The organism is Borrelia persica No12 (assembly GCF_000500045.1).
Taxonomy (GTDB): Bacteria; Spirochaetota; Spirochaetia; order Borreliales; family Borreliaceae; genus Borrelia; species Borrelia persica.
Map to the genome: position 1 here is coordinate 146493 of NZ_AYOT01000223.1, position 23052 is coordinate 169544.

At 30.7% G+C, this 23052-nt stretch carries 25 protein-coding genes; all 25 read left to right on the top strand.

What is annotated here, in order from left to right; translation table 11 throughout:
• Nucleotides 1-12 precede the first annotated feature (12 nt).
• The 25 genes from fliF to U881_RS0108460 are packed head-to-tail and all read left to right on the top strand — an operon-like array spanning nt 13 to nt 23035.
• On the top strand, nt 13-1719 hold the full coding sequence (fliF, locus tag U881_RS0108340) for a flagellar basal-body MS-ring/collar protein FliF (RefSeq protein ID WP_024653973.1): 1707 nt from the start codon (nt 13-15) through the stop codon (nt 1717-1719).
• Between the two features lie 15 nt (nt 1720-1734).
• Nucleotides 1735-2769, top strand: a complete 1035-nt coding sequence (fliG, locus tag U881_RS0108345) for a flagellar motor switch protein FliG (protein WP_024653974.1) — start codon at nt 1735-1737, stop codon at nt 2767-2769.
• 14 nt (nt 2770-2783) lie between these two features.
• Nucleotides 2784-3704: a flagellar assembly protein FliH gene (gene fliH, locus U881_RS0108350; RefSeq protein WP_024653975.1), complete on the top strand. Its 921-nt coding sequence runs from the start codon at nt 2784-2786 to the stop codon at nt 3702-3704.
• A gap of 17 nt (nt 3705-3721) precedes the next feature.
• A complete protein-coding gene (locus U881_RS0108355) occupies nt 3722-5029 on the top strand; it encodes a FliI/YscN family ATPase (RefSeq protein ID WP_024653976.1) in 1308 nt (435 codons plus the stop codon).
• Entirely contained in the window at nt 5026-5457 is a 432-nt protein-coding gene (locus tag U881_RS0108360) for a hypothetical protein (protein ID WP_024653977.1), read from the top strand. The genes U881_RS0108355 and U881_RS0108360 overlap by 4 nt, the downstream gene beginning before the upstream one ends.
• Nucleotides 5450-6064 (top strand): periplasmic-type flagellar collar protein FlbB, encoded by a 615-nt coding sequence (locus tag U881_RS0108365; protein ID WP_024653978.1) that lies wholly within the window; start codon nt 5450-5452, stop codon nt 6062-6064. The genes U881_RS0108360 and U881_RS0108365 overlap by 8 nt, the downstream gene beginning before the upstream one ends.
• A gap of 3 nt (nt 6065-6067) precedes the next feature.
• The gene (locus U881_RS0108370; RefSeq protein ID WP_024653979.1) at nt 6068-7228 is read left to right on the top strand and encodes a flagellar hook-length control protein FliK; all 1161 of its coding nucleotides are present in this window, start codon (nt 6068-6070) and stop codon (nt 7226-7228) included.
• Nucleotides 7229-7240: 12 nt separating this feature from the next.
• On the top strand, nt 7241-7675 hold the full coding sequence (gene flgD, locus U881_RS0108375; RefSeq protein ID WP_024653980.1) for a flagellar hook assembly protein FlgD: 435 nt from the start codon (nt 7241-7243) through the stop codon (nt 7673-7675).
• A 4-nt stretch (nt 7676-7679) separates the two neighbouring features.
• Nucleotides 7680-9008, top strand: coding sequence for a flagellar hook protein FlgE (gene flgE, locus U881_RS0108380; RefSeq protein WP_024653981.1), 1329 nt, complete (start codon nt 7680-7682; stop codon nt 9006-9008).
• Between the two features lie 17 nt (nt 9009-9025).
• Entirely contained in the window at nt 9026-9247 is a 222-nt protein-coding gene (locus tag U881_RS0108385) for a flagellar FlbD family protein (RefSeq protein WP_024653982.1), read from the top strand.
• Nucleotides 9244-10029, top strand: coding sequence for a motility protein A (locus tag U881_RS0108390; RefSeq protein WP_024653983.1), 786 nt, complete (start codon nt 9244-9246; stop codon nt 10027-10029). The genes U881_RS0108385 and U881_RS0108390 overlap by 4 nt, the downstream gene beginning before the upstream one ends.
• On the top strand, nt 10029-10817 hold the full coding sequence (gene motB, locus U881_RS0108395; RefSeq protein WP_024653984.1) for a flagellar motor protein MotB: 789 nt from the start codon (nt 10029-10031) through the stop codon (nt 10815-10817). The genes U881_RS0108390 and motB overlap by 1 nt, the downstream gene beginning before the upstream one ends.
• A gap of 43 nt (nt 10818-10860) precedes the next feature.
• Nucleotides 10861-11394 carry a flagellar basal body-associated protein FliL gene (gene fliL / locus U881_RS0108400; RefSeq protein ID WP_024653985.1) on the top strand — a complete coding sequence of 178 codons (534 nt, stop codon included), beginning with the start codon at nt 10861-10863 and terminating at the stop codon, nt 11392-11394.
• 29 nt (nt 11395-11423) lie between these two features.
• Nucleotides 11424-12482, top strand: a complete 1059-nt coding sequence (fliM, locus tag U881_RS0108405; RefSeq protein WP_024653986.1) for a flagellar motor switch protein FliM — start codon at nt 11424-11426, stop codon at nt 12480-12482.
• A gap of 46 nt (nt 12483-12528) precedes the next feature.
• Entirely contained in the window at nt 12529-12873 is a 345-nt protein-coding gene (fliN, locus tag U881_RS0108410) for a flagellar motor switch protein FliN (RefSeq protein ID WP_024653987.1), read from the top strand.
• Complete coding sequence (locus U881_RS0108415) at nt 12866-13498, top strand: flagellar biosynthesis protein FliZ (protein ID WP_024653988.1); 633 nt, start codon at nt 12866-12868, stop codon at nt 13496-13498. The genes fliN and U881_RS0108415 overlap by 8 nt, the downstream gene beginning before the upstream one ends.
• Before the next feature lie 9 nt (nt 13499-13507).
• Nucleotides 13508-14272 (top strand): flagellar type III secretion system pore protein FliP, encoded by a 765-nt coding sequence (gene fliP / locus U881_RS0108420; RefSeq protein WP_024653989.1) that lies wholly within the window; start codon nt 13508-13510, stop codon nt 14270-14272.
• A 7-nt stretch (nt 14273-14279) separates the two neighbouring features.
• Nucleotides 14280-14543: a flagellar biosynthesis protein FliQ gene (fliQ, locus tag U881_RS0108425; RefSeq protein ID WP_024653990.1), complete on the top strand. Its 264-nt coding sequence runs from the start codon at nt 14280-14282 to the stop codon at nt 14541-14543.
• 15 nt (nt 14544-14558) lie between these two features.
• Nucleotides 14559-15347 (top strand): flagellar biosynthetic protein FliR, encoded by a 789-nt coding sequence (fliR, locus tag U881_RS0108430; protein ID WP_024653991.1) that lies wholly within the window; start codon nt 14559-14561, stop codon nt 15345-15347.
• Complete coding sequence (gene flhB, locus U881_RS0108435; protein WP_024653992.1) at nt 15344-16465, top strand: flagellar biosynthesis protein FlhB; 1122 nt, start codon at nt 15344-15346, stop codon at nt 16463-16465. The genes fliR and flhB overlap by 4 nt, the downstream gene beginning before the upstream one ends.
• Nucleotides 16466-16476: 11 nt before the next feature.
• Entirely contained in the window at nt 16477-18564 is a 2088-nt protein-coding gene (gene flhA / locus U881_RS0108440; protein ID WP_024653993.1) for a flagellar biosynthesis protein FlhA, read from the top strand.
• Nucleotides 18565-18568: 4 nt separating this feature from the next.
• Complete coding sequence (flhF, locus tag U881_RS0108445; RefSeq protein ID WP_024653994.1) at nt 18569-19735, top strand: flagellar biosynthesis protein FlhF; 1167 nt, start codon at nt 18569-18571, stop codon at nt 19733-19735.
• Between the two features lie 12 nt (nt 19736-19747).
• Complete coding sequence (locus U881_RS0108450) at nt 19748-20635, top strand: MinD/ParA family protein (protein WP_024653995.1); 888 nt, start codon at nt 19748-19750, stop codon at nt 20633-20635.
• Nucleotides 20636-20642: 7 nt separating this feature from the next.
• On the top strand, nt 20643-21134 hold the full coding sequence (locus U881_RS0108455; protein WP_024653996.1) for a hypothetical protein: 492 nt from the start codon (nt 20643-20645) through the stop codon (nt 21132-21134).
• A gap of 2 nt (nt 21135-21136) precedes the next feature.
• Nucleotides 21137-23035 carry a FapA family protein gene (locus U881_RS0108460; RefSeq protein WP_024653997.1) on the top strand — a complete coding sequence of 633 codons (1899 nt, stop codon included), beginning with the start codon at nt 21137-21139 and terminating at the stop codon, nt 23033-23035.
• Nucleotides 23036-23052: the final 17 nt, after the last annotated feature.

Sequence of the window (23052 nt, forward strand, 5' to 3'; positions counted from 1 at the left end):
GAGCTATGCAGTTTGAGCAATTTTATCACTAAGTTTTTTGCATCAGTAAATAAAAGTTTTAAAAAAGCCAGTATGATTCAAAAAGTGGCTTTTGGTGTTATTGCTTTATTTATAATTTTGTCGCTTATTTTTTTGGTAAATTTTTCTACTAAAAAACAAGGTATTGCCCTTTTTGGTGTTGCAATTAAGGATCAGTATTTGTTAGATAGGATAGTGCAAAGATTGGATAGAGAGAATGTTAAGTATACTGTTACTGCTGATGGAAAAATTTACTTAAATGATGAGAGTGTGTCTAAAAGAATAAGAGCAATTCTTGTAAGAGAAGAGCTTGTGCCTATGCATATGGATCCTTGGTCTCTTTTCGATATTGATAGATGGACTATTACGGATTTTGAAAGAAATATTAATCTTAGACGGTCGATTACAAGGGCTGTTGAGCAACATATTGTTGCTCTTGATGATGTTGATGCTGTGAGTATTAATCTTGTTATGCCTGAGAAAGCTCTTTTTAAAGAGTCACAGGAGTCAGTTAGGGCATCTGTTAGAATTACTCCTAAACCAGGTTCTGATATTACAACTAATCGCAAAAAAGTAGAAGGTCTAGTTAAGCTAATTCAATATGCTATTGAAGGTCTTGAAGCAGATAATATTGTTATTGTTGATAATAAAGGAACTATCTTAAATGATTTTTCTAATTTAGATGGTGTTGATAGAATTGATTTGGCTGAGAAAGAAAGAAAGCTTAAATTAAAATATGAATCTATGCTTCGCGATGAAATTGATTTTGCTTTAAGTAGGGTTTTGTCTGGTGATAGATTTATGATTGCAAGGGTTAATGTGACGTTAGACACTTCTAAGCAAACTACAGAATCTAAAGAGTATGCTCCTATTGAACTTGAACCTCAGGATCCAAAAGTTTCTTATCCTACAAGAAAAGTGAGTGATTCGACATTAATATCTTCTCAAGTACATAAAAGAGAATATGAAGGGCAAGGTTATAGTCCATGGGGTCCACCTGGACAGGAGGGCAATACTCCTCCTGAGTACCGAGATATGAGTGATATTGTTGGGAAGTCAAGTGAATTTCAGGAAATAAAAAATGTTGCCCTTAATGAAAAAAAATCGTTAAGTGAAAAAGAGCCTGCTAGGGTTGCTGGAATTTCGCTTGGTATCTTTGTAGATGGTATTTGGGATTTTGTTTATGATGAGTCTGGAAATTTTGTTATGGAAAATGGCATGCGTAAAAGGGAATATAAGCCTATTTCTGATGAGGCTATAAAAAATATAACCGATGTTTTGCAGAGTTCTTTTGAATATAAACCAGAAAGAGGTGATTCAATTACTGTTAGAAATGTTGCCTTTGATCGAGTAAGCGAATTTAGAAAGATAGATGAAGCTTATTTTGCAAGTGAAAAATTAAAATTTCTTACTTTTGTTGTAAGTATAATAGCTGCATTATTGATATTATTGTTTACAATATTTTTCGTTGTTTCTAGAGAACTTGAGAGAAGAAGACGTCTTAGAGAAGAAGAATTTGCAAGACAAGCACATTTGAGGCGTCAACAGGCATTGATGGATAGTGATGATATTGGTGTTGATGATGTTGTTGGTGGATTTAGAGAAGAGGATGAACTTCAAAGTAATGCTGAAATTTTGGCTAGGGAGAAACCTGAAGATGTTGCTAAGCTTATTAGAACATGGATTGTGAAGAATGTATAAAGGATAATAATTTATATGGAAGAGCAAAATGAAAAAGAAATATTTGGTGTTTCTACTTTAACAGGAAAGCAAAAGGCTGCTATTTTGTTGGTTTCAATAGGGTCTGAGATTTCATCTAGAGTGTTTAAATATTTATCTCAAGAAGAAATAGAGTCTTTAACCTTTGAGATAGCAAGACTTGATGTTGTTACTTCTGAGCTTAAAGATAGTGTTCTTTTGGAATTTAAAGAATTGATGATGGCTCAAGAGTTTATTCAGAAGGGTGGTATAGATTATGCTAGAGAACTTCTTGAAAAGGCACTTGGGACTCAAAAGGCAGTGGATATTATTAATAATTTGGGTTCTGCTTTACAATCAAGGCCTTTTGAATTTGTTAGAAGGGCAGATCCTGCTAATATTTTAAACTTTATCCAACAAGAACATCCGCAAACAATTGCGTTAATACTTTCATATCTTGATCCACAAAAGGCTTCATTTATTCTTTCTAGTCTTCCTACTGAAATTCAAACTAATGTTGCACGAAGAATAGCATTAATGGATAGAACTTCTCCTGAAGTTGTAAGAGAGGTCGAGAGAGTTCTTGAAAAGAAATTGGCTTCTTTATCTTCAGAAGATTATACTTCAGCTGGTGGTGTTGATAATGTTGTTGAAATAATTAATATGGCTGATCGTAAGACAGAGAAATTTATTATTGAATCTCTTGAAGAAGAAGATCCTGAGCTTGCGGAAGAGATTAAGAAAAAAATGTTTGTATTTGAAGATATTGTTCTTCTTGATGACAGATCAATACAGCGTATTTTAAGAGAAATAGATGGTCAGGAATTGGCAAAAGCTTTAAAATCAGTTGATGTTCCTGTACAAGATAAGATTTTCAAAAATATGTCTAAGAGAGCTGCTGGAATGCTTAAAGAAGATATGGAATTCTTGGGGCCTACTAGGCGTAAGGATGTTGAGGAAGCTCAGCAAAAAATTGTTTCTCTTATTAGAAAATTAGAAGAGCAAGGTGAAATAGTGATTTCAAGAGGTGGTGAAGAAGATGTGCTTATCTAACAAAGGAGTTGTATTTGCCTAAGGTTTTATATAAATCAAAAGAAGTTGTAAATGCAGTAAAGTTAGAGTTTGTTGAAATTACAAATCCTATTTTTAAGTCATTAGAAATTAAGAGAAAGGAAAATGAGATTTCTAATGTAGAGGATCGTAATGTTAAGCTTCGTAGTGAGCTTGAAGCTTTAATGAGTCAAAAGGCAAAACTACAAGAAGAGATTGAACATGGACATGAGGTTGCTAGGACAGAAATAGATCTTGAATGTTCGAAAATTCTTGAAGAGGCTAGAGAACAGGCTAACCAAATAGTGAGTTTGGCTCATGAAAAAGCTGAGAATTTACAAAAAGAGGCTGAAAACAAAAAAGGAACAATTGAGAGAGAATCTGATTTAGAAATTCAAAGAATAGTTAAAGAACATGAAGAAAAATTAAAAAGAGAGCTTGAGATTGAGATTGCAAAGGGTAGAAATGAGGGATATGATGATGGATTTCAGAGGGGACGTGAAGATTTTGATAAAATACTTGGAAAATTAAATGGTATTATATCTTCTTTGATTGCCAAGAGAAAAGAAATTCTTGAGTCTTCAGGTGAACATATAGTGAATCTTGTGATGCAAATTGCGGTTAAAGTGGTTAAAAAAATTGTAGACACCCAAAAAGGTGTTGTTATAGAAAATGTAAATGAGGCTTTGAAAAAGATAAAAAGTAAAACAAATATTGTTATTCGTGTTAATCTTGATGATATAGATGTTGTAAGTCATCAAAAGCATGAGTTTATTTCTAAATTTGATTTTATAGAAAACCTTGAAATTGTTGAAGACGTTAATATAGGAAAAGGTGGGTGTATCATTGAGACTGATTTTGGAGAAATAGATGCACGAATTTCATCTCAACTTGATAGGATAGAAGAGAGATTTAAAAATTTTTCTTCTATATTCTAACGACTTAAGGAATTGTGATGAACAATTTTTTTGAAGGTTATTCAAAAATATTGGATGATATTAATACTATATCTCTTATTGGCAGGGTAAAAAAAATTAATGGTCTTTTACTTGAAAGCTTGGGTCCAAAATGCGGTATTGGTGATTTATGTTTGATTGAGCAGAGTAGTGGTAAAAAAATATATGCTGAAGTTGTAGGTTTTAATGGATCTTTCGTTAGTCTTATGGCTTATGAGGGACTTGATGGAATTGAAGTTGGTGATAAAGTTTATTCTTTAAATAAGAAACCTCAAATTAATTTGAGTGATGAATTACTTGGAAGGGTAATTGATTCTCTTGGAAGACCTATTGATAATAAAGGACCGTTTGTTGGCAATCATTACAAAGAATTGAGTTTTAATAGTATTAATCCTTTAGATAGAGGTGTTTTTGCTGAGCAAATAGTTACTGGAGTTAGAGTTCTTGACGGATTTTTGCCAGTGGCACGAGGTCAACGTGTAGGCATTTTTTCGGGTGCTGGTGTTGGAAAATCCACTTTGCTTGGTATGATTGCTAAAAATTCTAAAGCGGATATTAATGTTATTGCATTTATTGGTGAGAGAGGTCGTGAACTTAATGAATTTATTAAATATGAACTTGGAGATGAATGTTTTAAGAGAAGCGTTTTGGTTGTGTCGACTTCTGATGAGTCTCCTATTTCAAGATATAAGGGAGCTTATACTGCAACGTTAATAGCTGAATATTTTAGAGATCGTGGAATGGATGTTATGTTGTTATTTGATTCAATGACAAGGTTTGCAAATGCTAAAAGGGAAATTAGCCTTTCTATGGGAGAGTTACCTGCGACTAAAGGTTATCCTCCTTCTGTTTTTGTAGAAATTCCTATTTTACTTGAGCGTTCAGGATTAAATGGAAAGGGTAGTATTACAGGATTTTATACTGTGCTTGTTGAGGGTGATGATTTAAGTGAACCTATAGCTGATAATATGAGAGCTGTTTTAGATGGTCATGTTATTTTAGATAGAGATTTGTCTGATAGAGGAATTTATCCTTCGGTAAATATTTTAAGTTCAACTTCAAGATCTCTTCATAGGATAACAAATTTTGAAAAGCAAAAATTGATATCTAAGGTTAGAAATTTGTTATCAGTTTATAAAAATTATGAAGATTTAATTAAAACAGGGATTTATATGAAGGGTTCTAATAAAGAAGTTGATTTGGCTATCGCAAAATATCCAAAAATTGTTGATTTTTTATCCCAAGGCATGCAAGAAGAGTGTGATTTTGAAAATTTAGATAATGAAATGAGAGAAATATTGGCTTGAATGATTTACTTTTAAAGAAAAAAAAATTTGAAAAGATATTAAGTATTAGAACTCATAGTAAAAAATTTATTGAAAATGACTTGATGGGTGTAAATAATAAAATTGCAGCAACACAAGAATTTTTGGAAGGTATTGCTCAAAGTTGCAATAAATTAAGAAATTTGGATCCTTTTTTAAAAGGCAGTTATTTAGATTGTGTATTTTTAAAACAAAAAGAAGAATTGAAAAAACTTGAGGAACTTAAGAGAGAATATAATAAGTATTATGATATTTATTTAAAAAGATATGAGGAAGAAAAAAAGGTTGACATATTAGTAAAAACTTTAAATAATACTATAATTAAAGACAAAATAAGAAGTGAAATATTGTCTTTGGATGAATATCTTAATTATAAGATTTGTAAGAAGTTAGGGCAGAATAATGAATAATTATTTGTTGTTTTTATTTAGATTTTTTTTGTGGTCATTTTTGGTCGTTTTTTTCTTAGGACTTTCATTTTTTTTAACAGATTTGTTTGGTATCTATCATACTAGAGATTATATGCCTGAGTATATTAGATCTTTATTTTTTAAAGATGATGATCAGTCACTTGATTATACACATATTAGTCTTGATGAGATTAGGATGATAAAGGAAAAAGAGGCTATTTATATTAAGAGTCAGCAAGTTGAGAAATTGAGAGAGGAATTGAAGAAAAGGGAAGATAGTTTAAATAAATTGGAAGCTGAACTTAATCAAAAGCAAAAAGATTTGGATTTGAAGCAGAAGTTGATTGATGATATTGTGAATAAATATAGAGATGAGGATGCAAATTTTATGCAGGCTGCTTTGTATTTAATGAATATGCCACCAGAGGATGCTGTTAAGAGAATTGAAGAACTTAATGATGAAATTGCTATATCTTATATGCGTAAGGTAGAGGATATAGCTAAAAAAGAAGGGCGTGTATCTATTGTTCCTCATTGGTTGTCTCTTATGAATTCTAAAAAGGCCGCTGTATTGATTAGAAAGATGTCTGTTAGTTCATTGGAGTAGTGTATGAGTAATTTAAGTAAAATTATTGCTAATTTGTCAAATTTAAATAAAGTTTCTGGTTCTCTAAATGGTATTGTGTTTAATCAAGATAAGAAGGTTGGTTTTTCAGGTTTTATTTCTTCAAAAGTTCAAGATATATCTAAGTTGAAGAATTCATTACTAGAATTTTTAAATAGTAATAATCTTATAAAGAAAAATTCTAATAATATTTCTTTGAATCATTCTTTTGTTTTAGAAAAGTTTAAAGATAAAACTTTTATGTCTGATTTGAAATCTTTAGTTAAAAGAATGGGCGGTTTGTTTGACTTTGAGAGTCTTCAAAATTTAAAAGAAAATTTATCCTCTGATCCTGAATTTGTTAATAAAAAAGAAATATTAAATAATGTTGAAAAGGTTTTTTCTGAGCTTAATGTTTTAATTGGTGATTTAGGTTCGATTTTTAATGTTGATGTTCTAAATATTGATACTGGTTGGAAAAGTGAAGATTTGGGTATTACAAAAAAAAGTAAAGAAGACAATCTTATTAGTATTGATGTTAAGAATTTTAAGAAAAATGGTGGTGTTAAGGAATTATTGAATTTAAGTTCTAAATTTAAGTTAGTTGATGGTGATAATTGTGTTGGCAAATATGCTATTAAGGAAGCTTTTGATAGGTCTGGGGCTTTTATGGATGATCTCTCTAGTTCTAATATAAGAGATATGAAAGAATTTTTTTTAAACAAAATTGATGATAATTTGATATCAGAATGGAACTTAAAAGTTAATCATAATATTGTTAATAAAGCCAAAATTGTGTTAAAATCGAATGATACAGGAGAGATTAGGTTGATTTTAAAACCTAAGCAACTTGGTAGTATAAGAATTAATTTAAATCTTGATTCTAATAATAATTTATTAGGCAAGATAATAGTTGATAATTATAATGTTAGGACTCTTTTTGAACAAAATATGTATTCAATCAGCAAGATGTTAAATGATAATGGTTTTAATGCTAGTTTAAATCTTTCTCTTGCAGGCAGTGATTCTGGGTTTTCTTCTGGTGGTAATTTTAAGGATGATTTTCAGAATCATCGATCTTATTTAAATAATAATCAGATTTTTAGGATTGAAGATTATGTTGAATTTTCTGGTGATTTAGAGGAAAGTATTAATTTAATTGTTTAAAATGGAGGATAGATGAATACAATTAATAACATTGATAGTTTAGTTAACATGGGCCGTTCTAGAGAGGTAGTTAATGCTAAAGTACAAAGAGATATTAAAGGAAGTAATCTTGGTAGAGATGATTTTTTAAAATTATTAATTACTCAGCTTAAGTATCAAGATCCTACAGATCCAATGAAAGATAAAGAATTTATTTCTCAAATGGCGCAATTTTCAGCGCTTGAACAAATGACAAATATGAGTAAATCTTTTGAAAATCTATCATCTACCCTTGGTATAAGTAAAGATTTGGATTTTTTGGGTAAAATAGTTGAATTTGAAAATGGTGATGGAGAAATTGTTAAGGGTAAGGTTACAAATGTTAAGACAGGAATAATTCCACAAATTATGATTGATGGCAAATATTATATTTATAATAATATTTTGTCAGTAGGATTGGAGGAGTAAGCATATGATGAGATCTTTATATTCTGGTGTTTCTGGTCTGCAGAATCATCAAACAAGAATGGATGTTGTTGGTAATAATATTGCCAATGTTAATACCATTGGTTTTAAGAAGGGAAGAGTTAATTTTCAAGACATGATATCTCAAAGCATTTCTGGAGCATCTCGTCCTACTGATGGACGTGGAGGTGTTAATCCAAAGCAAATTGGTCTTGGAATGAGTATTGCTACTGTTGATACTATTCATACTCAAGGCTCATTTCAGAGTACTCAAAAAGCTTCTGATCTTGGAATTAGTGGTAATGGATTTTTTATCTTAAAGGATGGTAATAATTCTTTTTATACACGAGCTGGTGCATTTGATGTTGATTCTGATAGGCGTCTTGTAAATCCTGCAAACGGTATGCAAATTCAGGGTTGGATGGCAGAATCTGTTGGGGGGGAGCAAATTATCAATACATCTGCTGATGTTAATGATCTAATTATTCCTATTGGAGATAAAGAAGGTGCTAAGGCTACTGAATATATTACCTTTGCTTGCAATCTTGATAAAAGATTGCCTATAGTTGAAGAGGGTGCAAACGAAATAGATACTGCTCGTGGTACTTGGGTTGTCAACAAAACTGTTTATGATACTTTTGGAAATACTAGTACTGTTGAACTTCGAGTTTTAAGAGATGCAACTACCCCTAATACATGGAATGCTAGAGTTTTAATTAATGGAGAAGAAAATTCCAATTTTACAATAGGATTTGATAATGAGGGAGCATTGCTTTCTTTAAATGGTCAAGCAGGTCAGTCAGGTGATTTACTTGAGTTTCCCATAACTTTTGATGTTGTTGGTGCTAATGCTGGAGAGGCTGGTCAGCAGCAGACTATTAGTCTGAGACTTGGGACTGTAGGTAGTTATGCTGATTCAATTACTCAATTTGCTGATGTAAGTACTACAAAAGCTATTGTTCAGAATGGGTATGGCATGGGATATATGGAAAACTATGAAATTGATCAGAGTGGTGTCATAACAGGAATTTATTCAAATGGTGTTAGACGGGCTATTGGAAAGATTGCTCTTGCTTCATTTGTTAATCCTGGAGGTCTTGCAAAGGCTGGTGATACCAATTTTACTGAAACAAGTAATTCAGGCCAAGCTAGAATAGGTGAGACTGGTTTTGCAGGTCTTGGTACTATTAGGGCAGGAGTTTTGGAAATGGCTAATGTTGATCTTGCTGAACAATTTACAGATATGATAGTGACTCAGAGAGGTTTTCAAGCTAATGCTAAGACCATAACCACTTCAGATCAGTTATTGCAAGAACTTGTAAGACTTAAGAGTTGATTTTTTTGTTTTAGTTTATGATTTATGTGACAAAACTTAATGGAGATAGTTATTATTTAAATCCTTCTCATATTGAGAGTATTGAAGCTAATCCTGATACTACAATTTTACTTCTGAATGGTAAAAAATTGGTTGTAAAAGATAGTGTGTTAGAGGTGGTAAATAGAATCAAGATGTATAGGAGAGAAATTGCTTTGTTAGATAGACTTACACAAGAGAATAAGGGAGTTGGGCTATGAATTTGGCTAGTATAATTGGATGGGGAGTTGGATTTGGTGCTATTTTAATTTCTATGGCATTTACTCCTACAGGATTAGGGGTTTTTTGGGATTTAAGTTCTGTGTTTATTACTATTGTTGGTTCCTTTTCTGCGCTTATGGCTTCTTCAGAAGTTCCTATTGTTAAGAGAATCCCTACGTATTTAGGGTTTTTCTTTAAAAAAAATTCTTTTGGTAAAATTCCTATTATAAAGACTTTAGTAGAGCTTTCAGAAAAGGCTAGAAAAGAGGGGCTTTTATCTCTTGATGATGAACTTGATCAAATTAATGATATCTTTTTTAAGTCTGGTATGAGACTTGTTGTTGATGGTACTGATCCTGAGATAATTAGAACTATGCTTTTCCTTGAACTTGAACAGATGCAAGAACGACACAAGGTTGGTGCAGATCTTTTTGGAACTTGGGCAAAACTTGCTCCTGCTTTTGGAATGATAGGTACACTTGTTGGACTTGTGGCTCTTCTTGGAAATTTGGAAGATAGATCAGCACTTGGTTCTTCTATGGCTGTTGCTCTGATTACAACTCTTTATGGTACAATAATATCAAATTTAATGTTGATTCCTATTCAACTTAAATTAGAGTCTATAGATCTCGAGGAGGCGTCAGTGAGAGCAATGATAGTTGAGGGAATTTTATCAATTCAAGCAGGTGATAATCCTAGAATTTTAGAACAAAAACTTGTAACATTTTTAACTCCTAAGGATAGGAATCAACTTGGAAGTGGCGTTCTTGGGGGTGAGTAATGATACTTAAAATCAGAAAGAAGCGTTTAAAGTGTAAAGAGAGTGGTGCTCCTGAATATATGGTGACTTATGGAGATATGGTTACTTTGTTACTTGTCTTTTTTGTTACTATGTTTTCATTAAATGATGTTATTGTTAGAGAAAATGTATTACGAATAATGACAGCTTCATTTACGGGTTCTGGATTTTTGAAGGGTGGTAGGACTTTAGACATTAATAAACTTTCTTATTTAAGTAATAGTTTTATGTCTTTACCTTCTACTGAGAAAAACAAGCAGGCTTCTCAAGCATCTAAAAATAAATCTATTATCGAGTTTCTTGAAAAAATTCAGTCTAATAAAGTTATTATCAGACATCATGAGCGTGGTGTTATTGTATCTCTTTTAGCTGATGCTTTTTTTGATTCGGCTAGTGCTGAAGTTAAACTTGATGATAATAGAGACGTTATACAAAAGATAGCTTCTTTTATTGGGTTTTTAGATAATCAAGGATATAATTTTAAAATTGAAGGACATACAGATAATATTGATGTTAATATCAATGGGATTTGGAAAAGCAATTGGGAACTCTCATCAGCAAGAGCAGTAAACATGCTAGAGCAGATTTTGAATTACACTGATCACTCTAAAATACAAAGTATTGAGACTAAATTTGAGGTATCTGGATTTGCAAGTAGTAGACCAGTTTCTACTGATGATACTCCTGAAGGTAGAGCTTATAATAGAAGAATAGATATTTTGATTATTAGTGATGCTTCTTTGAGTTTTGCTAAAGGAATTAATGAGTGATAATACTTTTTTTCAATGAGATAAGTATTTTATAGGAGGTAATATGCCTGAAAAAGGTGATGATGGTATTGATGTAGGGGGTTCTGATAGTAAGAGAATGGGACTACTACCTGATGTGGTAATAAGGATTTTACAGATATTGTCAATAGGATTATTTACTGTTGTTATTATGATAATAGTTTCCTATTTTGTTTCTAAGATGGTAGTAAGTCAAAGTGGTGCTCCTAATAATTTTCCAATTTTTTCTAATGAATATTTGGGAAAACCTCCTATGCTTATATGGTATGAAAGTATAGATGAAATTAGGGGAACTACTCAAGATACTCCTCCAAAAACTTTTGTAATAAAGCTTGCATTAGGTTATGCTGAAAATAATGTCAATATTTTAAGTGAACTTGGAAGACAAAAAGTTCGTTTAAAAGATATTATTAGGGAATATTTTAGTCAAAGAACAGGTCAAGAGATAAAAAATGAAAGTCAGATTAAAGCAGAAATTAAGGCTAGAATTAATAGTATTCTTAGAAATGGTGAAATAAAAGAAATAGCATTGACGCAAATTGATATTTTTGATATGTGATTTTTAAAAGAAATTTTAAGGAATTTTAAATGGCAGGTAATCCAGGAGCATTATCACAAGATGATATAGATAATCTTTTAGAATCTATTAATTCGTCTGATAATTTATCATCAGACGATTCACTTTCTAATATTATCTCTAGTCCTATGGGTAAAAAACAGAAAGTTAAAGTTTATGATTTTAAGAGACCAGATAAATTCTCAAAAGAACAAGTAAGGACAGTATCAAGCTTTCATGAAGCATTTGCAAGGTATACTACAACTTCACTTTCAGCACTTTTGCGAAAAATGGTTCATGTACATGTGGCTTCAGTTGATCAGTTGACTTATGAAGAATTTATCCGATCTATTCCAAATCCTACCACTTTGGCAATAATTAATATGGATCCTCTTAAAGGTTCTGCTATATTTGAAGTTGATCCGACTATTGCATTTGCAATAGTTGATAGGCTTTTTGGAGGAGATGGTGATACTATTAAAGACAAGAGTAGAGATTTAACAGAAATAGAACAGTCTGTAATGGAAAGTGTTATTATTCGTATTCTTGCTAATATGAGAGAGGCTTGGTCTCAAGTAGTTGATCTGAGGCCTCGATTTGGACACATAGAAGTTAATCCTCAGTTTGCTCAGATAGTGCCTCCAACAGAAATGGTTATTTTAGTTACTCTTGAAGTTAAGATAGGTAAAGTTGAAGGACTTATGAATTTTTGTTTACCTTATATTACAATAGAACCTATTGTTTCTAAGCTTTCAACAAGATATTGGCATTCTTTGATTGGTGTGGGTACTACCAGTGAGAATCTTGCTGTACTTAGAGAAAAACTTGAAAATACGGATATGCCTTTAGTGGCTGAGATAGGAGAGGTAAAATTAAGAGTAAGAGAAATATTATCTCTAGAGCAAGGAGATGTTCTTAATCTTGAAAATTCTTCGATAGATAAGGATTTAATTTTAAAAGTAGGTACCAAAGAAAAATTTAAATGTAGAATGGGCCTTGTTGGAAATAAAATTTCAGTTCAAATTACAGAAAAGATTGGTGAAATAGAGGATTTTGATTTATTAAAAGAACTTACGGAAGAGGTTGAATAGCTTAAAAAGTTAAATGCGTTAATAAGTTTAATAGAGGGGTAAATTAATGGCTGTAGATGATGATAATTATGTTAGTGAGGAAAAACCTGAAATAAAAGGTGTTAAACTTCCCGATTTAATTGATACTTTGCCTGAGGGTGTTGATCCTAGTAATTTTGGTCTTTTGATGGATGTTTCTATGCAAGTTACAGTTGAACTTGGTAGGACCGAACGTAAAATAAAAGATATACTTGGCATGTCTGAGGGAACGATTATTACACTTGATAAACTTGCTGGTGAACCTGTAGATATTTTGGTAAATGGAAAAGTAATAGCTAAAGGAGAGGTTGTTGTGATTGATGAAAATTTTGGTGTCAGAATTACCGAAATAATTAAAATTAAAAATGAGTAGGTTAGCTTTATTTCGATTTTTGTTTTTAATTTTTATTATATTTTTTTCAAAAAATTTGTTTGCACAAAATGATAAAGATGTTTCTCCTTCTGGTTTAGAAAATGAAGTTAATTTGCCAATATTTGATGACGAGAAGGTTGTTTTAGATAATCAAGCTATAAAACAAAATATATCTCTTTTCAATATTGAAGATTTGGTTACTTTGTTTTTATTTTTTCTTTTTTTTCTTGTTTGTATTTTTTTATTTAAAAAATTAATTTTGAAAAAAAAAGTACAAAATAATAATACATCAGATTTAATAAGAGAGCTTGCTTTTTATGAAATAGATAATAAAAATTCTATAAGAATTATTAATGTATTGGGTACTGTTTATGTACTTTTAGTATCAAGTAGTTCTTCCGTTGTGCTAAAAAAGATAACAGGGAGTGAGGAGTTGGCTGATTTGGAATTTAAACTTAATAAGAGTTTTAGTAATATAAATTCATTTAAGTTAGTTTTCAATAAGATATTGCGTAATGATAAAAGAGAGAAATCATTGCTTGATGATCATAATGAATGTGCAGAGTTGGAAAATGATATTGAGACTTCTTTAAAAAGTAAACAGGATAGATTAAAAAAGTTTTAGAGGTTAAATTTGAATAAGAAATTAAGTCTTTTTTTGTTATTTGGAATTGTAAATTTTGCATTTGCTCAAACTAAGTCTTTGCAACCTACTACCGGACTGAATTTTCCATTTGTTGATTTTGTGAATTCTTTTGGCGGTGGTATAGCTTTTCCTTTGCAGCTTTTGTTGATATTAAGCATCATAACCCTTTCCCCGGCTTTTTTGGTCTTAATGACTTCCTTTTTAAGAATAGCAATAGTATTAGATTTTATTAGAAGAGCATTATCGCTTCAGCAATCACCGCCAAATCAGGTAGTAATGGGTTTGGCTTTGTTTTTGACCCTTTTTACTATGTGGCCAACTTTTAACATAATATATAAGGATGCATATTTGCCCCTTAGGGATTCTAAAATAGGTTTTAGTGAATTTTATGATAGGGGAATTGCTCCACTTAGAAATTTTATGTATAAGCAGATGTCTAATAGTAGACATGAAGAGATTAGGTTATTTATGAGTATTAGTAATTATTCAAAACCCAAGAATTTTAGTGAAGTTCCCACACATGTTCTTATTGCATCTTTTATTTTACATGAACTAAAGGTTGCTTTTAAGATGGGTATTTTGATATTTTTACCATTTATCATAATAGATATTATTGTAGCTGCAGTTTTAATGTCTATGGGTATGATAATGTTGCCACCCGTAATTATATCATTGCCATTTAAGCTTATGCTTTTTGTGTTAGTGGATGGTTGGACTTTAATTACTAGTGGGCTTATTAAAAGTTTTATGTGAGGTATAAGTGACAACAGGCCAAATCATTTATTTAATTAAAATGTCTATTGAAAATATTATTATTCTCTCAGCTCCAATGTTAATTACGGCTCTTATAGTTGGCCTTTTAATTTCAATTTTTCAGGCTGTTACTTCAATTCAAGATCAAACACTTAGTTTTATTCCCAAAATTATTATAATACTTTTAGTTCTTGTGATATTTGGTCCTTGGATTTTAAGAAAGCTTATGCAATTTACATTTTTGGTTTTTAGTCAGATAGAAAATATGTAATCTTTGGATTAGTTTATGAATATAGATTTCTTGATTTTAAAATCCTTTACTGTGTTGCCTGTATTTATTAGAATTTTTGTTTTTTTAAGATTTTCACCTTTTTTTTCAACTATTAAAATGGGTTATTTAAATTTTTTCTTTGCATTGATTTTATCTATTATTGTTGTAGGTAAGATAAATCTGATTTATCCTTTGGATAATTTAACTGCATTTGTATTAATATTAGCAGGAGAGGCTGTTTTAGGTTTAATTCAAGCTTTTTTTATAAGTATTATTTTTCATGTGTTTCATTTAATTGGTTTTTTTTTCTCAAATCAGATGGGACTTGCCTATGCAAATATTTTTGATGTTTTTTCAGAAGAAGATAATTTGGTAATATCTCAAATATTTACTTATCTTTTTTTGGTTATATTTTTATCAAATGATTTTTTATTTCGTTTTTTGGTGATTGGAGTTTATGATTCTGTTTTAAATGTTAGAGTTGAACATATAGTTAATATAAAAAATTATGAACTTATAAAATTAATATTTTATTCTTTTGCTTTTCTTTTTGAAAAATCTTTAGTAATGTCTCTTCCAATATTAGGAGTTCTGTTACTTTTGTATTTGATTTTAGGTATAATTTCAAAAACCTCTCCCCAGATTAATTTATTAATGATTAGTTTTACTGTTTCATTGGGATTGGGATTAATTGTTTTATATATCATTTTTCCAAGTTTTGTGCTGTCTGTTAAAAGAGTAATTGAACTTAGTCTAGAATCTATGCGTCATGCATTGAATTTGTTTTCTGAGACTGTAAGATGAATGTTAAAGATGAATTTTTAAATAAGAGTTGGTATATATCCCTTGATTTTTTTGCTGCAGAAGATGAGGGTAGGACTGAGGTTCCTACTGAACAGAAAAAGCAAAAAGCAAGACGTGAGGGGCAAGTATTAAAATCAACAGAGATTAATTCAGCTATTTCTCTTTTGATATTGTTTTCTGTGTTTTTTTTTATGTTATCTTATCTTGCTAAAGAATTGATGGATGTTTTTAGATGGCAGGCTAGTAAGTTACCAGAAGTAATGTCGATTAGTATTTATTCATTAAGTTTTGCTTATATTAGACCCATATTTGGATATGTGAGTATGTTTTTTATAATATCTTTTGTGGTTGGACTTTTAATTAATATTATTCAAGTTGGTTTTGTTGTAACTCTTAAGCCTATTGTGCCTCAATGGGATAGAATAAATCCAAATTTTTCGAAATGGATGAAAAATTCTTTTGGCTCGTTTGATGCTTTTTTTAATTTGTTTAAAAGTTTGTTAAAAATTGCTATAATATCTCTTATATATTATATTATGTTAAAAAGCAATATAGGTAAAATTTCTAGAATGCCTGAGTATAGTCTTGAAGGCGGTATTTCTGTTATATTAAACCTTGCTTATAGAATATGTTTTTTTTCATTAATTGTATTGATGGGTCTTAGTATACTAGATTATCTTTTTCAAAGAGCTCGTTATATTGACAATTTAAAAATGACAAAAGAAGAGGTAAAACAAGAGAGAAAAGAAATGGAAGGAGATCCTCTGCTTCGTTCTAGGATTAGGGAGCGAATGAGAGAAATTGCAAGTGTTAATTTAAGGACGGCAGTTCCTCAATCAGATGTGGTAATTGTAAACCCAGAACATTTTGCTGTTGCTATTAAGTGGGATAGTAATACTATGTTAGCACCAAAAGTTCTTGCAAAAGGACAAGATGAGATTGCATTGGTAATTAAACAAATTGCAAGAGAAAATAATATTCCTGTGATGGAAAATAAACCACTTGCAAGGGATCTTTATTTCAATGTTGATGTTAATGAAGAGATTCCAAGAGAGTATTGGGAAATTGTTTCTAAAATTCTTGTGAAAGTATATTCTATTGCTAAAAAATTTAATTAGGGGTTAATTCATTGGACTTAGGAAAAAATTCTGTATTAGGATATTTTGGACTTAATAATAAGGTGGACTTAATAGTTTCAGTCGGATTAATACTTATTGTTGCTGGCTTTATTTTACCGCTTCCTGCATTTATTTTGGATGCTTTGATTGCGATTAATCTGATGGTAAGTCTTTTAATTATTCTTATTGTTCTTTATTCTAAACGTTCACTTGATTTTTCAGTTTTCCCAACGCTTTTGCTTATTATGACTATTTTTGGTCTTGTTTTAAATATTTCTTCTACTAGATTAATTTTGATAAAAGGAATAAATTTTGATGGTCAAATGATAAGGGCTTTTGGAACATTTGTTGTTGGAGGTTCTGGACCACAAGGTCTTTTTGTGGGATTTATAATATTTCTTATTATAATTGCAGTTCAATTTATTGTTATAACTAAGGGCGCTACGAGAGTTGCTGAGGTTGCTGCTCGTTTTGCGCTTGATGCTCTTCCGGGGAAACAGATGGCTATTGATTCTGCTTATAGTTCTGGTAATTTGACGGAAGAAGAGGCCACAAGACAAAAAAATGATTTGCAAGCTGAAGTGAATTTTTATGGGGCTATGGATGGTGCTTCTAAATTTGTTTCTGGGAATGTAAAGGTTGGATTTTTAATAACCCTTATAAATATTTTTGGGGGACTTGTAGTAGGAGTTACTCTTCAAGGTCTTAATTTTAATGATGCAATCAATAATTACGTGTCTTTAACTGTTGGAGATGGACTTGTGTCTCAACTTCCAGCTTTATTGATCTCAACAGCAACGGGTCTTATTGTTACAAGATCAATATCAAAAAATAGTTTTGGAGGTGAGGTTTTTGAACAATTTACTTCCTATGCAGGGATTTATTGGATAGTATCTGTATTTTTGTTATTTTTGGCATTTCTGCCAGGATTTCCTACATTAATACTAATTATTTTGGGTTTATTGATAGCGTATTTTGCTTATTCACTTTCTACTTTATCTAGAAATAGAGAACTTCATGAAAAGCAAAAAGCCGAAGAGCAAGTATTAAGTTATGCTGATAAAGAAATGACACCTGTAGTTCCTCTAGATCCATTGGCTTTAGAGATTGGATATAATCTTGTTCCAATAGTTGATGATTCAAAAACATCAGAACTTCTTGATCGTATTGTGAAAATACGTCGTGAGATTGCTCTTGAGTTTGGAATGGTTGTTCCTAAGATTAGAATAGTAGATAATATGCGACTTGAACCTAATGAATATTCGTTTAAACTTAGGGGAGTAGAAATTGGTCGTGGGGAGATTAAATTAGGTAAGTTTTTAGTTATAAATGTAGGTTTGGATTCTGGTCTTGAAGGAGATCTTACAAAAGATCCGTCATTTGGACTTCCATCTCTTTGGGTAAATGATGATGTGCGAGAAATGGCTGAAAAATTAGGTTATACTGTAGTTGATCCACCTTCAATTATTGCTACACATATGACTGAACTTATTAAGAGACATTCTTATGAAATTTTAACACGTCAAGATGTCCAGAATATTCTTGATGTATTTAAAAAGGACTATGGAGCTATTGTTGAAGAAGTGTTAAAAGATTTTTCAGTAGGAGAAATTCAAAGAGTGTTACAAGGCCTTTTGCGAGAGCAAGTTTCAATCCGTAATTTAGTTACAATTTTTGAGACAATAGCTGACTTTACAAGTGTTACTAAAGATACATTTTTCTTAATTGAAAAGTGTAGACAGGCAATTGGTAGACAAATAGTTAATGGATATCTGGATTCTAATTTGGAACTTAATGTAATAACAATTAATCCAGAATTTGAACAAAAAATCATTGATTCAAGATTTGAGGCCAATAGTGAGCTTGTAAGTTCCCTTGATCCAAGTTTGAAATCCAAATTTCTTTATGAACTCTTTAGGCTTGTAAATGAAGTTCAATCGCAAGGGCATTATCCCGTTATATTATCTAGTGAATCTGCACGGCCTTTGATAAGGGTTTTAACAAGTAGAGAACTTGCAGATGTTGTTGTTATATCTGTTTTAGAGGTTCCTAAAAATGTTAAAGTTAATGTACTTAAAACAGTAGAGGTTGAAGAGTAGTATTATGGTTCAGTATTTTACAGAAAGAGGTCCTACCTATAATGAAGTTATAGAAACTGTTAAGAGAAAATATGGAAAAAATGCTAGGGTTATGACTTATAAGACAGTATCTCATGGAGGAATATTTGGCTTATTTAGTAGGGATTGGATTGAGGTTTCAGGTTATGTTAGATATGACATTGGACAACAGCAAATAAATGTTGAGGAAGAAAAGCGTAAGATTCTTCAAAGTATTAAAAAAGAAGAGAGTTCTTCAATTGAAGATGTGATTAAGGAAGTTAAGTCTCTTAAAAATGAACTTGCACATAAAAAGGAAGAAGTTAATCATCCGACGATTTTCAAAATAGAAGATATTTTACGTAGTAATGATTTTTCTGAAAGTTATATCAGAGATACTAATGATTTTATTAGAAGGGAGTTTAGTTTATCAGATCTTGATGATTATGATAAAGTTAAAGATAGTGTGATAATATATATTGCTAAAACTATCAAATGTTCGGGCTCTCTTATTGATAATCTTAAAAAAAGAATTTTTATTTTAGTTGGGCCAACAGGTGTTGGTAAAACCACTACCATTGCAAAACTTGCAGCTATTTATGGAATTAATAGTGATGATAAGAGTTTAAATATTAAGATTATTACTATTGATAATTATCGAATAGGTGCTAAAAAGCAAATTCAGACATATGGTGATATTATGGGTATTCCTGTTAAGGCAATTGAGTCTTTTAAAGATTTAAAAGAAGAAATTACACAATCAAAGGATTTTGATCTTGTTCTTATTGATACAATTGGTAAGAGTCCTAAGGATTTTATGAAGCTTGCTGAGATGAAGGAACTTCTTAATGCTTGTGGTCGTGATGCTGAATTTCATTTGGCTGTAAGCTCTACTACAAAGACATCTGATATTAAGGAAATATTTCATCAGTTCTCTCCCTTTAGTTATAAGACTGTAATTTTTACAAAGCTTGATGAGACAACGTGTGTTGGTAATTTGATAAGTTTGATTCATGAGATGAGAAAGGAAGTTTCTTATGTTACCGATGGGCAAATTGTTCCTCATAATATTAGTATTGCAGAACCGCTTACCTTTATTAAGAAAATAAATGGGTATCGAATAAGTGATGATGTTGAATTTATTCGCAAGCTAAAAAGTAAATCTTATTATTAAGGATAATATATGATGGAAGATCAGGCTCAAAGTTTACGTGATATTATGAAATTAAATAATAAGGCCAGTTTTATTGTTGATGAAAAAATACAAAATAATAAAACAAGATTTATTTCTGTTACTAGTGGTAAAGGTGGTGTTGGGAAAAGTAATATTGCTGTGGGTCTTGCTCTTAAATATGCACATCTTGGTAAAAAAGTTTTAGTTTTTGATGCAGATATTGGTATGGCTAATATTAATATTTTACTTGGGGTTATTCCTAAGTACAGTATTTATCATATGATTATGCAGGGTCGAGATATTAAGGATGTAATTACAAAGACTGAATATAATATTGATCTTTTAGCTGGTGCTTCTGGGACAACAGAACTTTTGGATTTATCAGAGGCTGAGATGAACCAGTTTATAAAAGAATTATTAAAAGTTTATGAATATGATATAGTGATAATAGATACCAGTGCTGGAATTTCGAGACAGGTTATTTCGTTTTTGTTTTCTAGTGATGACGTAGTTATTGTAACGACACCAGAACCTACTTCTATAACCGATGCTTATGGTATAATTAAGGTTTTGTCTCATAGGATGGAAAATTTGAAAAATTTAAGACTTATTGTAAATAGAGTTTCTAATGTTAGTGAAGGAAAAGTAGTGGCTAAGAAAGTTATTGATATATCAAGTCAATTTTTGAATTTAAATATTGATTATTTGGGTTATGTTTATGAGGATCAAAATATTAAAAATTCTGTTTTTAAGCAAAGACCTTTTATTTTATTAAATCCTAATAGTAAAGCTAGTTATTGTCTTGATTCTATTGTGGCTGCTCTTGAAGAGATTACTCTTGATCATAAAAAAAGAAGAGGTGTAATAGGTTTTATATCTAAATTTTTTGGCATGGAATAGGTAAATTATGTTATTTGGTAATAAAAGAAGTTATGTTTTATTATTTAGTTCATTTGCATTTATTCTTGCAATGATTCTTGGTGTTTTTGCTCGTGTATCTTTTGTTACAGTATTATTTAGAGCTTTTTTCCAATTTGTAATTTTTTTCGTTATAGGGCTTTTAATTGAATTTATATACAATAAGTATTTGTATGAACTATTTAGAGATGATAATTTGAGTGGTAATAAAGATGATGTTATTAAAAAAGATGATGATTCTCAGTCTGAATCTGGCAATGTAGATTCTGGTTCTAGAGATGATTTTTCAAGTAACGGTAATAAAGTTAATAATGACAATTATAGTTTTTCGGAAGAGTTGAACAAATACGAAGCTGTTGATGAGAGTCTAAATAATATTGATTCCGATAGTAAATTATCAGAACAAATTTCATATGTTAAGAGAAGTGATCCTAAAGTTGTTGCTGATGCTATTAAAACTTTGATTAATAAAAAGGAATAATTATGACTGATCTTTGTGATTTTTCTGATTTTAGGGAAAAAATAAGGCAATATTTAGAAAAGGAAAATAAAGTTAATTTAATAGAAATAGAAGCTGATACTCTTGAAGAGGCTTTAAACGATGCTTCTTTGGAACTTTCAGTTCCATATAAAGAATTAGATTATGAGATTTTAGTACGTGGGCATAATGGAATATTTGGATATGGTAGGAAAAAATGGAAAATAGTTGCTTATAAAAATTATTATTCAAAATTTGGTGTTATTGATGTTTTAAGTTCAAAACGTGAATCCGAAGAGGTTATGTCTTTGGATGGAAAGTTTTTTATAAGGCGAAGTGCTAAGGGAGCATTTTTAAAAGTTACACCTGCTCAAGGAGGTGGGAGTGTTGTAACTTTTAAAGATGTACTGGATAAATTTGCATCGTATAGTAATATTAAAAATTTGGATAAAAATTTTATTAGGACAGTAGTTGAAAATGCTAATGGTGAATATGAACGTGTATCTGATTTTGAAGCTGATCCTGCTGATAGTGTAACTATGATGGTTCATATATCAGAAGATTCAATGTCAGTAACGATTGAATTTACTACCCCTGGACCTAATGGTGCTGAAGTTTTAGAGAAGGATATTTATAATATTCTTAAAAAATATGGGATAACAGAGAAAGCATTTCTTAAAAATAAAATAAAAGAATTTGTTGACTATCCGTTTTATGGTGAACCAGTTGAGATGGCAAAGGGAGTAAATTCTGTTAAGGGAAGAGATGCTTATGTTAATTTTGTTGTTAAGAGTAAGTATTCAGCTGAATATGGTGCTGTGAGTAATGAGTTTAGAAATGTTAATGAGGGAGATGAACTTGCAGAAATTGTTCCCTTCTCAAGAGGTATTGATGGATATACTGTTTTTGGAAAAATATTGGGAGCAGAAAGTGGTCGAGAGTTAAATTTGGTTTTGGGAGATAATACTTTAAGGGAAGGAAATAAGATTATTGCAGGATGTGATGGATATATATTTATTGAAAATGGTATTATTTCTGTACATGATGTTTATGTTGTTGAGGGCGATGTTGGTCCTGCTACTGGAAATATAGTAAATAATGGTATGGTATTAGTTAAGGGAAGTGTTTTGGATGGATATAATATTATGGCTAAGAGCGGAATAGAAGTTACCGGACTTGTTGGTAGGTGTAATTTAAGTACGGATGGATCTATTGTTCTTCGCAGTGGAGCTAATGGAAAGGGTAATTCAGAAATTTATGCTAAGAAGTCTATTAAGTCTAAATTTTTAGAAAATGTAAATGTTCGATGTGAAGGTGATATTGAGGTTGTAAGAGGGATTGTTAATTCATTTGTTTCTTGTACAAAAAAAGTACTCTGTATTGGAAAAAAGTCTAAAATAGTTGGTTCTGATATTCGTGCAAGAGAAGAAGTTAGAGCGTATTCTATTGGATCTGAGGGTAATACTGAGACTTTTGTTTATGTGGGATGTGATCCTGAAATAAAAGCTTCATTATCTAATTTTACTGAGTATCTTGTAAAAATGGAGAAACGTCTTGAGGTTTTGACAAAAGATATTTCTGCTTTAAAGAGAAATATTCAGATTACTGTTGATAAAGCCGAAAAGTCTTTAAAAATTGACAGTTGTAATGAACTTGTTAATGAGAGAGATATTTTAATTTTAGAAATAAAGATGGTACGAGATAAGCAGGAAAGTTTGCAAAAAGCTCTTGAAGAGAGTAAAACTGATGGTAAGATTTTTGTTGAATATATAGCTTATGCTGGAGTTAAATTGTCTATTAAGGATGCTTATTATGAGCTTGTAAGAGATTATCATAATATCACTTTTGTAGAGGATGACGGTATGATTAAAATGGTATCTTATGTTCCTTTTGAATCTAAATAGGTTTAAATTATAGGAGT